Source organism: Brachybacterium sp. Marseille-Q7125 (assembly GCF_023062615.1).
Classification (GTDB): Bacteria; Actinomycetota; Actinomycetes; order Actinomycetales; family Dermabacteraceae; genus Brachybacterium.
The window spans coordinates 1-13,479 of record NZ_JALLAL010000065.1 but is presented as its reverse complement, the minus strand read 5'-3'; the positions used below and the strand labels follow the sequence as shown (position 1 = coordinate 13,479).

14 protein-coding genes are annotated in these 13,479 nt (G+C 70.9%); 10 read left to right on the top strand and 4 right to left on the bottom strand.

Annotated features, from left to right (window positions below):
• The first annotated feature begins 191 nt into the window (after positions 1 to 191).
• The 7 genes from hemE to hemB are packed head-to-tail and all read left to right on the top strand — an operon-like array spanning position 192 to position 7,422.
• Positions 192 to 1,217 carry a uroporphyrinogen decarboxylase gene (gene hemE, locus MU407_RS12610; RefSeq protein ID WP_246957998.1) on the top strand — a complete coding sequence of 342 codons (1,026 nt, stop codon included), beginning with the start codon at positions 192 to 194 and terminating at the stop codon, positions 1,215 to 1,217.
• Entirely contained in the window at positions 1,214 to 2,650 is a 1,437-nt protein-coding gene (hemG, locus tag MU407_RS12605; RefSeq protein WP_246957993.1) for a protoporphyrinogen oxidase, read from the top strand. Before hemE ends, hemG begins: the two co-directional genes overlap by 4 nt.
• Positions 2,650 to 3,354, top strand: coding sequence for a hydrogen peroxide-dependent heme synthase (gene hemQ, locus MU407_RS12600; protein ID WP_246957991.1), 705 nt, complete (start codon positions 2,650 to 2,652; stop codon positions 3,352 to 3,354). Before hemG ends, hemQ begins: the two co-directional genes overlap by 1 nt.
• Before the next feature lie 18 nt (positions 3,355 to 3,372).
• Positions 3,373 to 4,590, top strand: a complete 1,218-nt coding sequence (locus tag MU407_RS12595) for a ferrochelatase (protein WP_246957988.1) — start codon at positions 3,373 to 3,375, stop codon at positions 4,588 to 4,590.
• Entirely contained in the window at positions 4,587 to 5,576 is a 990-nt protein-coding gene (gene hemC / locus MU407_RS12590) for a hydroxymethylbilane synthase (protein ID WP_246957986.1), read from the top strand. The genes MU407_RS12595 and hemC overlap by 4 nt, the downstream gene beginning before the upstream one ends.
• A complete protein-coding gene (locus MU407_RS12585) occupies positions 5,576 to 6,340 on the top strand; it encodes a uroporphyrinogen-III synthase (protein WP_246957984.1) in 765 nt (254 codons plus the stop codon). Before hemC ends, MU407_RS12585 begins: the two co-directional genes overlap by 1 nt.
• A complete protein-coding gene (hemB, locus tag MU407_RS12580; protein WP_281507916.1) occupies positions 6,337 to 7,422 on the top strand; it encodes a porphobilinogen synthase in 1,086 nt (361 codons plus the stop codon). The genes MU407_RS12585 and hemB overlap by 4 nt, the downstream gene beginning before the upstream one ends.
• Positions 7,423 to 7,434: 12 nt before the next feature.
• On the opposite strand, the gene MU407_RS12575 is transcribed toward hemB, so the two are convergent.
• Genes MU407_RS12575 through MU407_RS12565 form a run of 3 tightly spaced genes read right to left on the bottom strand, consistent with a single transcriptional unit; the run spans position 7,435 to position 9,193 of the window.
• The gene (locus MU407_RS12575; RefSeq protein WP_102234881.1) at positions 7,435 to 8,046 is read right to left on the bottom strand and encodes a hypothetical protein; all 612 of its coding nucleotides are present in this window, start codon (positions 8,044 to 8,046) and stop codon (positions 7,435 to 7,437) included.
• Positions 8,043 to 8,867: an ImmA/IrrE family metallo-endopeptidase gene (locus MU407_RS12570; RefSeq protein ID WP_199173838.1), complete on the bottom strand. Its 825-nt coding sequence runs from the start codon at positions 8,865 to 8,867 to the stop codon at positions 8,043 to 8,045. Before MU407_RS12570 ends, MU407_RS12575 begins: the two co-directional genes overlap by 4 nt.
• Positions 8,864 to 9,193, bottom strand: coding sequence for a helix-turn-helix transcriptional regulator (locus MU407_RS12565; RefSeq protein ID WP_102234882.1), 330 nt, complete (start codon positions 9,191 to 9,193; stop codon positions 8,864 to 8,866). The genes MU407_RS12570 and MU407_RS12565 overlap by 4 nt, the downstream gene beginning before the upstream one ends.
• Before the next feature lie 191 nt (positions 9,194 to 9,384).
• Between MU407_RS12565 and hemL the strand changes: the two genes are divergently transcribed.
• From hemL to MU407_RS12550, 3 genes are all read left to right on the top strand, one after another.
• On the top strand, positions 9,385 to 10,740 hold the full coding sequence (gene hemL, locus MU407_RS12560; RefSeq protein WP_246957982.1) for a glutamate-1-semialdehyde 2,1-aminomutase: 1,356 nt from the start codon (positions 9,385 to 9,387) through the stop codon (positions 10,738 to 10,740).
• A 161-nt stretch (positions 10,741 to 10,901) separates the two neighbouring features.
• Complete coding sequence (locus MU407_RS12555; protein ID WP_102234884.1) at positions 10,902 to 11,822, top strand: HMG-box domain-containing protein; 921 nt, start codon at positions 10,902 to 10,904, stop codon at positions 11,820 to 11,822.
• Positions 11,823 to 11,824: 2 nt separating this feature from the next.
• Positions 11,825 to 13,015 (top strand): hypothetical protein, encoded by a 1,191-nt coding sequence (locus tag MU407_RS12550; RefSeq protein WP_246957980.1) that lies wholly within the window; start codon positions 11,825 to 11,827, stop codon positions 13,013 to 13,015.
• 249 nt (positions 13,016 to 13,264) lie between these two features.
• On the opposite strand, the gene MU407_RS12545 is transcribed toward MU407_RS12550, so the two are convergent.
• Positions 13,265 to 13,479: transposase (locus MU407_RS12545; protein ID WP_246955918.1), on the bottom strand; the 215-nt coding region annotated here is incomplete at its 5' end.

The window sequence follows — 13,479 nt, the reverse complement described above, 5'->3', positions numbered from 1 at the left end:
CGTTCGATCACCACAAGCGCCTCATCGGTGAGCGCGGGCCGCAGTGCCACGAGCAGCTCCTCGACCTGCTCTGTGGTGACGTCATACGGCGGGTCAAGGAACACGAGTGTCGCGTCGTGCCCGGCCATGGCCCTCGTCCCACTCCCCCCGCGACCCGCCCCACCACCGACGGCGGGGTCGCTGATTCCGCGCTGCTGGGCGAGCTGCGTGGCGTGCGCGGACTCACACCCAGTGTGTGGTTCATGCGACAGGCCGGGCGGTCCCTGCCCGAGTACCGGGCCGCCCGCGAGGGCACCGCGATGCTCGATGCCTGCCTCACTCCCGAGCTCGCCGCCGAGATCACCGTCCAGCCGGTGCGGCGCCACCGGGTCGATGCCGGGATCTTCTTCTCCGACATCGTGGTGCCGGTGCGCCTGGCCGGGCTCGGGGTGGAGATCCGCCCCGGCGTCGGGCCCGTGGTCGAGCACCCCCTGCGCAGCGAGGCGGATATCGCTGCGCTGCCGCAGCTCGGGGAGGACTATGAGGCGGCGCTCGATCCGATCCGTGAGGCGGTCGCGCTGACGGTGCGGGAGCTCGGCACCACGCCGCTGCTCGGTTTCGCCGGTGCCCCCTTCACGGTCGCGAGCTACCTCGTGGAGGGCGGACCGAGCCGTGACCACCTGCGCACCCGCTCCCTCATGCGCACCCGCCCGGAGCTGTGGGCGCGCCTGGCCGCCTGGGTCGCTGAGCTCTCCGGACGGTTCCTGCGCGCCCAGGTGCTCGCCGGCGCCTCCGGGGTGCAGCTGTTCGACTCCTGGGTGGGGTCGCTCAGTGCCGACCAGTACCTCGAGCACGTCCAGCAGCACTCCGCCGCCGCGTTCGCGCATGTGGCCGACCTGCCGGTGCCGCGCATCCACTTCGGGGTGGGCGCGGCGCATCTGCTGGGGCCGATGCACGCCGCGGGTGCGACCGTGATGGGCGTGGATCACCGCCTGCGCCTGGACACGGCGATCGCTGCGCTCCCCGAGGGCACCCCGGTGCAGGGCAATATCGACCCCGCCGTCCTGTTCAGCTCCGAGCAGGTGCGCCAGGCCGAGGCCCTGGATGTGCTCGCGGCCGGTGCCGGTGCGAGCGGCCACGTGGTGAACCTGGGGCACGGCGTGCCGCCGCAGACCGACCCCCAGGTCCTCACCGATCTCGTCGCCTTCCTGCATGAGCAGCGTCGGGAGCCGCGATGAGCGGTGATGTGCTCGTCATCGGCGGGGGCCTTGCGGGGCTGCTCGCCGCCCGGCGTCACCAGGCCGCTGGGCGCCGCGTCGTGCTGCTCGAGGCGGCCGATGAGGTGGGCGGGGCGATCGCCGCGCAGGACCTCGCCGACTGCCCGATCAACAGCGGCGCCGAGGCCTACTCGATCAGCGCCGGGGCCGTCGACGCGCTGGCCGCTGAGCTGGGGCTCGAGGAGCAGATCGTCTCCCCGCGGGAGGGCCTGGGATCGCGTCTGGTCTCTGCTGCGGGAGTGCACCGGGCCCCGGCGGCGGCGCTGCTGGGCGTGCCGGCGCGGCCGCTCGCACGGGATGTGCGGGCAGTGCTGGGCTGGCCGGGGGCGCTGCGCGCCGCCCTCGAACCGCTGCTGCCGGCCCGCCTCGGCTCCCGCGACGGGGCAACCGTCGCGCAGGTGATCCAGCGGCGCCTGGGCCGACGGGTGCTCGAGCGGCTGGTCGCCCCCGTGATCGGCGGCGTGCATTCCACCGACCCGGCGAGCACCGAGTTCGCGGCTGCCGCGCCACAGCTCGCCACCGGGCTGCGCGAGCACGGCTCCCTGGTGCGTACCGTGCGGCACCTGCGCGGGAGGAGCACCTCCAGTGCCGGGACGCGGGTGCATTCCCTGGCCCCGACGATGGCGGCGCTGCCGGCCGCGCTGCGCGAGCAGCTGCTGGCCGGTGGGGCGCTGCTGCGCACCGGCACCCCCGCTACTTCGGTGGAGCGCACCGAGCACACCTGGCGGGTGCGAACCGCGGGCGGGGAGCACCTGGAGACGGCGCATCTGGTGCTCGCCTGCCCGCCGGATATCACCCGGGACCTGCTCGCCGAGGCAGCACCGGCGATCTCCACGGCGATCCCGCAGGCCCCATCGGCCCGGGTGCGCCTGGTGGCGCTGCTGCTGGACGCCCCGGCGCTGGATGCCTTCCCCTCGGGCACCGGGGCGCTCGTCGCCCCCGGCACCCCCGGGATCCGTGCGAAGGCCCTCACCCATGCGAGCGCCAAATGGGAGCACGTCGCCCGCCAGCTGCACGAAGCCCTGCCGGAGCTGACTGCCCCGCACCTGGTGCGCCTGTCCTACGGCCGGCCCGGCGAGGAGCTGCCGGACCGAGAGGGCCTGGTGGACCTCGCCCTCGCCGATGCCGCCGCGATCCTCCGCACGCCGCTGACGCGCAAGCACCTGCACGATGCGGCGGTGATCGACTGGGACCGTGCCATGCGCCAACGCCTGCCCGGGCATCGCGCGGCGCTGACCCGCCTCACCGAGACCCTCGCCGCGGAGCCGACGCTCGAGCTCGTCGGCTCCTGGCGCTCGGGCACCGGGATCGACGCGATCCTCCGCGCCGAGAACGCCCCGACCACCTCCGATTCTGCCGCCACGTCTCCCACCCGTAAGGAAGGAAACCCCTGATGAGCCCCACCCCCGAAGAGATCGCCACCACCACCCGCTACACGAGCTACACGGTGTTCCGCCGGATCTCGGGCCTCACCGAGGACGGCGAGATCACGCAGGAGGCCTGCGTCACCGCTCTGGAGGAGGTGACCCGGCTGATCGAGGCCGAGGGCGCCGAGCTGCTGGGCTTCTACGACGTTTCCGGTTTCCGGGCGGAGGATGACCTCATGCTGTGGCTCGCGGCCGATGAGCCCGCTGCCCTGCAGTCCGCGCTGCGGGAGTTCGAGCGCTCCGTGGCCGGGACCTGGCTGAGCGGCGAATGGGCGGCCGTCGGCGTGCACCGCCTGGCCGAGTTCGCCAAGGGGCACGTGCCCTCCTTCATGGTGCCCGGCACCGAGCGCAAGCAGTGGATCACCGTGTACCCCTTTGTGCGCAGCTACGACTGGTACCTGCTCGAGGACGAGGAGCGGAACCGGATGCTGCGCGAGCACGGGATGCTGGGCCGCGACTTCCCGCAGGTGAACGCCAACACCGTGGCCGCCTTCGCCCTCGGGGACTACGAGTGGCTGCTGAGCTTCGAGGCCGATGACCTGCATGACCTGGTGGACATGATGCGTCACCTGCGCTACTCCGATGCACGGCTGCATGTGCGCGATGAGCTGCCCTTCCACACCGGCCGCCGCCTGAACTCCCTCGCGGACGTCGCGGCGCTGCTGGCCTGAACCCCCAGGAGCGACCCGATGACCGATCAGATGACTCCGGTGACTCAGACCTCCCAGACGCATACCCGGCGCGGTGAGCCCCGGGCCTTCGATGCGATCCTGTTCTCCTCTTTCGGCGGCCCCGCCGGGCAGGAGGATGTGATCCCGTTCTTGCGCAATGTCACGCGCGGGCGCGGCATCCCCGATGAGCGCCTCGAGGAGGTGGCCGGGCACTACCGGGCGCTCGGCGGCGTCTCCCCCATCACCGCGCAGAACCGCGCCATGATCAGCGCTCTTGAGGCCGAGCTCGCCGAGCGCGGCGTGGACCTGCCGGTCTATTTCGGCAACCGCAACTGGGAGCCGTACAACACCGAGGCGCTGCGCTCGATGCACGCCGACGGGAAACGCCACGCCCTGGGCCTGGTGACGAGCGCCTACTCCTCCTACTCCTCCTGCCGCCAGTACCGCGAGGACTTCGCGATGGCGCTCGAGGAGACGGGCCTCGTCGGTGGGGTGACGATCGACAAGGTCCGCGTGTACTTCAACCACCCCGGTTTCCTCGAGCCGGTGGCTGACGGGGTGCGCACGGCCCTGGATGAGCTGGCCGCCGAGGGCCATGCGCCGGATCGGATCCGGGTGCTGTTCTCCACCCACTCGGTGCCGCTGTCGATGGCGGAGGCCTCCGGCCCGGCAGAGACCCGTCGGCCCGGATCCGGTGGCTGGTACGTCGATCAGCACGTGGCGGCCTGCCGCTGGGTGATGGAGCAGCTCGCGGGCACGGGAGCCGATGGGGGCGCTGCCGCGCTGCCCTCCTGGGAACTGGTGTATCAGTCCCGTTCGGGCGCCCCGCATATTCCGTGGCTCGACCCCGACGTCAACGATGTGATCACCGAGCTTGCCGCGCAGAAGGCCGCCGATGCGGTCATCGTGGTGCCGATCGGATTCGTCACCGACCATGTGGAGGTGGTGTGGGACCTGGACACCGAGGCGAAGGACACCGCTGCCGAGCATGGTCTGGCCTTCCGTCGCACCCCCACCGCGGGGACTGATCCGCGGTTCATCGCCGCGCTCGCGGACCTGATCCAGGAACGGCTGGACCCGGCGTTCCCGCGCCGGGAGGTCACGGATTTCGGCGGCACCCCCGATGTGTGCGGGCCGCAGTGCTGCGTGGGTCGGCTGTGCCGCCCCACCACGAGCGGCGTGGATTCTGCTGAGGACGTGGAGCGGGCCCGCGCGGCCGCCGGGAAGGACGCATGAGCGATACCACTGAGTTAGCCCCGCTGCGGATCGGCACGCGCGCCAGCGAGCTCGCCCTCACCCAGTCCCGACAGGTGGGCGAGCAGCTCGTGGCGGGCTCCGGCCGCGCGGTGGAGCTTGTGCATGTGAGCACCCACGGGGACCGCGACCGCACCACCCCGCTCGCGCAGCTCGGCGGCACGGGCGTGTTCGTGACTGCCGTGCGCCAGGCGCTGCTCGGCGGTGAGGTGGATGCGATCGTCCACTCCCTGAAGGATCTGCCCACCGCTGCGGCCGACGGGATCGTGCTCGGCTGCGTCCCGCCGCGGGAGGATCCCCGCGATGCGCTGTGCGCCCGCGAGGGGCTTGCCCTTGCCGAGCTGCCGCACGGGGCCCGGGTGGGCACCGGCTCCCCGCGCCGCGCAGCCCAGCTGCGGCGTACCCGGCCGGACCTCGACGTGGTGGGGATCCGCGGGAACGTCGGCACGCGCCTGGCCCGCGCGCTCGGGCCGGAGGCGGATCTGGATGCGGTGGTGCTCGCCGCCTCGGGGCTCATGAGGGTGGGTCGCACGGAGGCGATCAGCGAGCTGCTGGATCCCGCGGTGATGCTGCCGGCCCCCGCGCAGGGGGCGCTCGCCGTGGAGGTCACCGCGCAGGCCGTGCAGGAAAGCCCCTGGCTCGCCGAGCGACTGCAGGTGGTCGAGGATCCGCAGACCCGCGCTGCCGTCACCGCGGAGCGGGCGCTGCTGCGGGCCCTCGAAGCCGGCTGCTCCGCCCCCGTCGCGGCGCTTGCCGAGGTCACCGCCGGTGGCGCCCTGCGTCTGCGGGCACTGGCGATCCGGCCCGATGGCAGCCACGCCGTGAACGGCAGCGCCGAGATCCCGTGGGATCCGGCCGCCGGTCCGCTGAGCGGCCCTTCGTCCGCGCCCGCCCGCCTCGGGGAGCAGCTCGCCGCCGAGCTGCTGGAGCGTGGGGCGGGCGAGATCCTCGAGCAGGCCCGCACCTGATGGTCTCCCCGTCGGCCGCAGCAGCCCTCCCGGTCCTGGTCACCCGACCCGCGGGCCGGGCTGGCGGGCTGCTCACCCTGCTCGCGGCGCGGGGCGTCACGGCTGAGCACGTGCCGCTGCTGGAGCTCGTGCCTGGGGATGCCGCGCAGCTTGCCCGCGCCCGGGAGGGTCTCGCCGCCGGGGCGTTCACGCATCTGGTGGTCACCTCCCGCACCACGGTGGAGGTTCTCACCGGGGCCGATGAGCGGCTCGACATTGACGGGGCCACGCAGGTGCTCGCCGTTGGGGAGGGCACCGCGGCGGCGCTGCGCAGCGCCGGGATACGCCCCCACCTGGTCGCGGCCGGATCCGGGGCCTCGCTCATCGAACAGCTCCCGCCCGCCCCGGAGACCTCCCGGGTGCTGCTGCCGGTCTCCACGGCCGCCGCCCCCACCGTCCCGGACGGTCTGCGCGCAGCCGGCTACCAGGTGCAGCGGATCGACGCGTACTGTCCCGTCCCCGCCGCCGTGGAGCCCGCAGTGTGCGAACGCCTGCGCGGCGGCGGCTACGGTGCGGTCGTGCTCACCAGCTCTCAGGCCGCCCGGCGCCTCGTAGAGCTCGATCCGGATCCACTGACCCCGCTGGTGACCATCGGCTCCCCCACCTCCTCTGCGGTGCGGGAAGTGGGGCTGGTTGTCGCCGCTCAGGCCAGCGCCCCCACCGATGCCTCGCTCGCCGATGCCGTCTGCGCTGTCCTCTCCCCGACCACGAAGGAGTCCTCATGACCCGCCCTGCGTCCCCTGCCCAGCCTGCCTCCGATGCCCAGCCTGCCTCCTCTGCCCTGCCTGCTCTGCCTGATGTGCCGGGCCCGATCGAGCGTCCGCGCCGCCTGCGCAGCTCCTCTGCGATGCGTTCCCTGGTGCGGGAGACCACGCTGCGGCCGGCGGATCTGGTGCTGCCGATGTTCGTGCGCGAGGGTGCGCGGGAGGATCGGCCCGTCAGCTCGATGCCGGGGGTTGTGCAGCACACGGAGGATTCGCTGCTGCGCGCTGCCGAGCAGGCGGTGGAGCGCGGTGTGGGCGGGCTGATGCTGTTCGGCGTGCCCGAGCGCAAGGACCCCGTCGGCTCCGGTGCCACCGATCCGGACGGCGTGCTGAACCGGGCGCTCGCCCGGCTGCGGTCCGAGCTGGGGGATGCGACGGTGCTCATGGCAGATCTGTGCCTGGATGAGTTCACCGACCACGGGCACTGCGGCGTGCTGGATGCTGCCGGGCACGTGGACAACGACGCGACGCTTGCGCGCTACCGCGAGATGGCGCTCTCGCAGGCGGAGGCCGGGGCGCATCTGCTAGGCCCCTCGGGGATGATGGACGGCCAGGTCGCCGCGGTGCGCGACGCCCTGGATGCGGCAGGCTGCGCCGATGTGGGGATCTTCGCGTACACCGCGAAGTACGCCTCGGCGTTCTACGGCCCCTTCCGAGAGGCGGTGGATTCTTCGCTGACCGGGGATCGCCGCACCTACCAGCAGGATCCCGCGAACGCCCGCGAGGCCCTGCGGGAGCTCGCCCTGGACGTGGCCGAGGGCGCGGACCTCGTGATGGTCAAGCCCGGCCTGCCCTACCTCGATGTCCTCACCCAGGTGGTCGAAGCCTCTCCCGTGCCGGTGGGCGCCTACCAGGTCTCCGGCGAGTACGCGATGATCGAGGCCGCCGCCGCGAACGGCTGGATCGACCGCGACCGCACCGTGCTGGAGTCCCTGCTGGCCTTCCGCCGCGCCGGCGCGAGCACCGTCCTGACCTACTACGCCAGCGAGGTGGCCGACTGGTTCACCACCGGCCTGCCCGATCACCTGCGCGAGTTCGCGTGAGCGACCTGGTGATCACCACACGGGAAGACTGAGCAGGCCGGTCGATGTCAGTGGCGGGAGGCCGTCGTCGACGGTGCGCAGCTTGGCGTAGAGGGTTCGCAGTGCCGCTCGGTCTGGGAGGTGCTCCGATCCGGCGGCCCGTTTCAAGATGGTCAGCGTGCCAACGATCGAGAGGGAACCGACGGGTCTGCCCGCTACCCGCAGACGGCGCAGGCGCTGAGCTTCCGTCGCCGCCATGTTTCGGCCCCCACCGTCATCGATAAGGACGATGACATCGCGCCCCTGTTCTGCAAGTACCACAGCGTGGGCGATGACCATGGTTTCTCCGAGGTCCTTGCTCGCCTCCATGCGTTGGGCGTAGGGCATACGGCACATGCGACTCACGACGCGCTCAAGGTCTGGGGTCACGTCATCAGACAGCACCGTGAGCAGACGGTCGGGTACTTTGCCGAGCACTCGCTCCGCAGCGGAGAACCGCCGATCAGTTCGTGCCTTGCGCAGGATTTCCTCGTGAACGGCCTCGGGGACGCAGATCGCTCCGAGCATGGCGAACAGCAGCCGTTCCTTGTTCTGCGAGAAGAAATTCAGGCCCGGCCCCGCGTCCATGATCGGGCGGTGAGTCATCGATCGGGCTCGTCTCCCGCGAGCCCGGTCAGATCCACCTCAACCGCGGGCAGCTCGTCCAGCTCGAATGCGGTGGGGTCAGCTGGCTGCGGCGTGATACCGAGGTCGTCGAATTCCGCCTGGACCGTCGCAAGGGGTAAGCCGCGGAGCGCAGCGATGATCGGCAGTCCGATAAGGCCCTCACTGTAGGCAGCTGTTGCGCGACGCAGCAGAGATTGCGGGGCTCTCTGGCGGTTCGAGGCGTCTTGGAGGGAACGGTACTGGTCCAGCCACCCGTTTCGGGCTGCGACCTGATACGTGGTGAGCCCCATGAGGTCCGTCTTGGTCTCAGCAGAGATGAGTCCGCAGTCCGCCAGCACAATGGCGGCGATCGCCGGGGATACCAGATAACGCTGCACCACATCGGAGAGGTGCCCGCTGGGGTCGCCTGCTGCCCGCTCGGTCGTCTGCTGGACACCGCTGCTTGGAGCGAGCAGATGCCGGGCAAAGGCGTCGGCACGAATCTCCTGCATCGGGCGCTCTCCGTCGCGGTCATGTCCCTCCCAGTCCTCGAAGATCACGTGGGCGAGCTCGTGGGCGAGAGTGCTGCGCTGCCGCATGGGGTGCGGGGTCGCGGCGACCGCGATATAGACGCGCCCCGTCGCCGGGTCACGCATGGACAGTCCATGCGAGTCCGTATCAGCAGAGATGATCGCGACGTCATGCCCGGTGGTCTGTTCGATCATGGAGATCAGGTCCCCGATCGGCTGAACTCCGAGGCCATGCTGCGTGCGGAACGCGAGCGCGGCCTCGCGGGCCTGCTCTTCGATACGTCTACTCACCGTCGATCCTGAATTCCGCAATCATCGAGATGCACGTCGATCTCCATGAAGTAGAGCAGCCGCTTGCGCAGATCAGCAGCCGCCCCACCGTTGGTGGTCCGTGCGGCGGTCTGCACACGCTCGGGCAGGTCTTGTGAGGTCAGCTCCGCGAAGGTCGTCCCTGCTGCCGCAGCGATCCGCAGTAGTTCGGGCGTCTTGGGAGTCCGGGTTCCGTTGATCACGCGGCTGAGCGTGGCCTGGGGCAGACCTGTCCGTGCCGCCAGCTGACGTTGCGTCAGACCAGCACGCTCTCGCGCAGCATCGACTCGCTGCCCGATGGTTTCCATCACCGTCACCTCCACATCGCTCGCGCATCTGCTCGGCGCCGCCTGCCGGTATAGACCGCCACGCCGCATGAATCACTTTTGTAGTCGATGATTCTACCGCGTCGCCGGGTGGTCGTCGAGGCTGCGCACAGTCGCTCTGATCACCCGAGTAGCCTGGATAAGCCCCCGATGTTCTCAGCCAGGAGACCCCCATGCCCATCGCCCCACACACCCCTGCCCCGCACGGCCTGTCCGAGGAGCTGTTCGCCCGCGCCCGGCGCGTCATCCCCGCGGGCGTGAACTCGCCCGTGCGGGCCTTCGGCTCCGTGGGCGGCACCCCGCCGTACATCGCCTCGGCCGCCGGGGCGCTGCTGACTGATGTGGACGGGCGCGAGTACGTGGACCTCGTCGGTTCCTGGGGGCCGATGATCCTCGGGCACGCGCATCCGCAGGTGGTGGAGGCCGTGCAGCAGGCCGCCTCCCGCGGGCTCTCCTTCGGCGCGCCGCAGCCGCAGGAGGTGGCGCTCGCCGAAGAGGTCATCGCGCGCATCGGCCCGGTGGAGAAGATCCGCATGGTCAACTCCGGCACCGAAGCGGTGCTGAGCGCCCTGCGGGTGGCCCGCGGCGCCACGGGCCGCGATGTCATCGTGAAGTTCGCGGGCAACTACCACGGGCATGTCGATGCGCTGCTCGCCGAGGCCGGCAGCGGCCTGGCCACCTTCGGTCTGCCGGGCTCTGCGGGCGTCACCGCGGGCACCGCGCAGGACACCGTCGTCCTCCCCTACGGGGACCGGGCAGCCGTGCAGGAGCTGTTCGCCGCGCGCGGGAGCGAGATCGCCGCGGTGATCGTCGAGGCCGCTCCCTGCAATATGGGCGTCGTCCCGCCGAGCAGCGAGGACGGGCTGGGATTCACGCCGTTCCTGCACGACCTCGCCCATGAGCACGGGGCACTGCTGATCACCGATGAGGTGCTCACCGGCTTCCGCGCCACCCGCACCGGTTACTACGGGATCGATGGCCCCGGCGGGACCGACGGCACGCAGCAGAACTGGGCGCCGGATCTCATGACCTTCGGGAAGGTAATCGGCGGCGGGCTGCCGGTGGGCGCCTTCGGAGGCCGCGCGGACCTCATGGACCTGCTGGCGCCGCTGGGCCCCGTGTACCAGGCGGGCACGCTTTCCGGGAACCCGCTCGCGACGGCAGCAGGCCTGGCGACCTTCGCGGGCCTGGATGAGGCGGCGTATCAGCAGCTGGGCGCGACCTCGCAGGCACTGCAGGACCTGGTCTCCGAGGCGCTGAACGCCGCGAGCGTGCCGCATGTGATCCAGCGGGCCGGCACCCTGTTCTCGGTGTTCTTCCGGAGCGAGCCGGTGCGGAACTACGCGGATGCACAGGAGCAGGACACGGACGCGTTCGGCCGCTTCTTCCACACGATGCTCGAGGGCGGGGTGCATCTGCCGCCGTCGGCCTTCGAGGCCTGGTTCGTCTCCACCGCGCACACCGATCAGATCCTGGACCGGATCGCGGAGGTCCTGCCTAGCGCGGCCCGCGCCGCTGCGGCCAGGTGAACAGGGCGGAGAGCGCCCAGTTGATAAGTTCAATTCAGCTCACGAAGGCCTTATCAATGGGCACCTCTCCCCATGGCCATCCGGCCGGGCCCTTTCTACGCTGAGATGATCTGGCGGGGCACCCCGTGCCCGCACTGACGAGCTCACCCAGGAGAGGGCCCATGAACTTCTGCGGCATGACCACCGACGAGGTGTCTGGGCACCTCCAGCTGATGAGCACCGATCAGCAACGCCTGGAGGAGCTGGGGACGGATCTCGGCAGTTCCCTGACTCGCAGCCAGGAGTTCTGGCGGGGCGAGGATGCCGAACGCTTCCGGGCCGCTTTCGCCACGGCTCTGCAACGTCTGGCCGATACTGCGACGCAGGTCTCCGCACGCTCCACGGAGCTCGCGCAGCATCTGCAGGAGCAGGAGCAGGCCTCCCGCGGCGACAGCGACGGCGGCGTATCGGCCCCCGGCAGCGGAGGCGATGGCGAGACCGCCGGGGACGGACCGGTGGATAAGACCAACCATCCCGGCGAAGACCCCTATTACGGCGAGGTGGACCCCGAGGTTGCCGAGCGCTGGCGCGAGCTGTCCGACGAGGAGCGCGAAGCTGTCGCCCGCGAGATCATCGAGCAGGAGCTCGCGCGGTACGGGCTCGAGGACGTGGATATCGACTTCGAAGCACCCCCCGGTTACAACGGCTGGTGGGAGGTCGATGCTGACGGCAACCACTCGATCTCCATCGACGGCGACGCGCTGCACAACCCGCGCCTGCTGCACACCCTCGCCCATGAGGCACGCCATGCCGCGCAGTGGGAAGCCACAAAGGACACTGAGCCCGGGATGTGGGACTGGCTCCCCTTCGTAGACTCCACCAAGAACGACTACGAGCGGCTGTACAACGAGCATGGCTTCACGCGCGAGGAGATCGATGCCTGGCGGGAGCACTGGGATACTCCGAAGGATGAGCGGGGTCCGTACCTCGACCAGCCCGTCGAGCTCGATGCCCGCGACCGCGGAGCCGAGTTCTCCGATGACCTGACCATGGATGATCTGGAACAGTATATGGAGGACGCCGGAGTCACAGAGGAGAACTGAGCATGCCCCCTCAGCCGCATCGACGCCCCTTGCTGGTCGCGGGAGCTCTGCTGGCCGCACTGCCCCTCGCCGGCTGCGGGCTCCTGCGCAGGAAGGATCCCGAGCCCACGCAGCCAATTGACTCCGACTCCCCCGACGCCGACTCCCCCGAATCTGCGCTGCCGACCGCGTCACCCACCCAGTGCCTCAGCGCCGAGGAAGCCGCGCAGCGCACCCGCCCCTCTCCACCGCCGCGCGAGGAGCAGGGGCCCGAACATGAGGCGCTGCCCGGGGAGCATCTGAGCGGCATCGGCCTCGCCCTCCTGCCCGGCGGAGACCGCATCGCGGCCAGTCACACCGCCGATGCAATCCGGCTGGGCGAGGCGGAGACGTACGGCACCGTCATCTGGAACACCGCCGACGGGACGATCCTCGAGCAGCTCGATAACGGGCTGGTGGGCGCGATCGCCGCGAGCCCCGACGGTCAGCTGGCCCTGGCCGGGCATGTCAGCGTGGAGATCCGCGACCGTGACCTCACCGTGCAGAAGCTGCTGACCAGCGGGGAGGACGAGCCCTTCGCCCCGCGGGCGGGCTCACGCATCACCGATCTTGCGATCACCGCCGATGGCTCCCATCTGGCGGTCCTCGGCGCCGATGGGCAGGTCACGCTGTGGCGGATCGACGGTGAGGCCTGCGAGGCCACCGGCCCGCTGGACACGGACTTCGAGACGGTCACCGCCCTGGCGCTCTGTCCTGCCGATGGCACCCTCGCCTTGTGCGGGCCGGGCGGGCCTGTCGAGCTGTGGGATACGAGAACCGGCGAACGCAGCAGCCTGGTCGACGGAGTGCCCGGTCGCGTCGGCGGCCTCGCCTATGACGCCGACGGAACCCTCTTCATCGCCGCGGAGAACCCGTCGGCACTGTATGTCCTCACCCCAGAGGGAGAACTTTCCGATGGGCCGGAGCATGACCAGCGCGGCCCCTTCTGGGTGGCTGCCGCGAGTGAGCGGGTCGCCGTCGTGGGGCGTCGGAACAACCGGGTCCAGCTGTGGGAGCGCGAGAGCGATAAGGTGCGGGAGCTGCCCGTCGTGCCCGGCGTCACCGGTCGTCTCGTCTTCTCTCCCGATGGCGGGACGCTGTATGCCGCCTCACCCGGGGAGGGCGTCGTGGCGTGGAGCGGCGGCGAGCAATGGCGGCAGTTCGATCTGCCCTGATCGGGACTGGCGCCGCCGAAGTTATCCACAAAGCGCCAGCGCTGCTGCCGCCGACGGCGTACCGTAGCCGTGGACTCGAGATCGGCGGCCGGGGGGGAGCCCACCGGATGACCAGCCCGCGCCTTTCACGCCGCACCGCCCTGCTCAGCGCCGCGGCGATACCGCTCGCGGCGAGCCTGGGAGGCTGCGCCGGGCCGGACCCGAGCAGCTGCATCCCCCCGCAGGACGCCGGCGAGCATAACTGGCTCTTCACATTTGAGGGTGTAGGTGGGGTCTGAATCCGCCTGCTTCGAGGAGGCTGCGGGCGATGTAGTGGGTGAGGTTGCGGAAGCCGAGGGCGGAGCCGCGCAGATGCTCGAGACGGCCATTTATCGCTTCGGTGGGGCCGTTGCTGGTGCCGGGCAGGTCGAAGTAGGCCAGGATGTCCTGGATCCGCTGGTTCAACGTCCGGCCGAGCTTGCGCA